General features: G+C 32.4%; 1 protein-coding gene. It reads left to right on the forward strand.

The genetic code is table 11. The features are described 5' to 3' along the window. The coding region (locus SB754_RS20165; RefSeq protein ID WP_410784149.1) for a hypothetical protein at window positions 1-104 on the forward strand (104 nt) is incomplete at its 5' end. Window positions 105-275 lie beyond the last annotated feature (171 nt).

Below are 275 nucleotides of genomic sequence, written 5' to 3' on the forward strand. Positions count from 1 at the left end.
GTGGTCCAGGCTGTTCAGCAACAGTCGTATACGGACATTTATTAAACCGAATGAAAAAAGGTGAATGTAAAAGAATGTTAGTGGTGGCAACGGGGGCCTTATAATCATACGTGCTTATTGGAAGTTAATTCAATTAAAAGAATCCGTGTATTTATAATCAATCTTTTTTATAAAAATCTCTATAACCTATAAAAATGAAATCCACATTTTGATAATTTTGTTCAAAATGTGTGGGTTTCTTCTATTATAAATTCGGCTTTTGCAGCACACTTTTG

The sequence above is a fragment of the Leifsonia sp. SIMBA_070 genome (assembly GCF_046534635.1).
GTDB lineage: Bacteria > Actinomycetota > Actinomycetes > Actinomycetales > Microbacteriaceae > Leifsonia.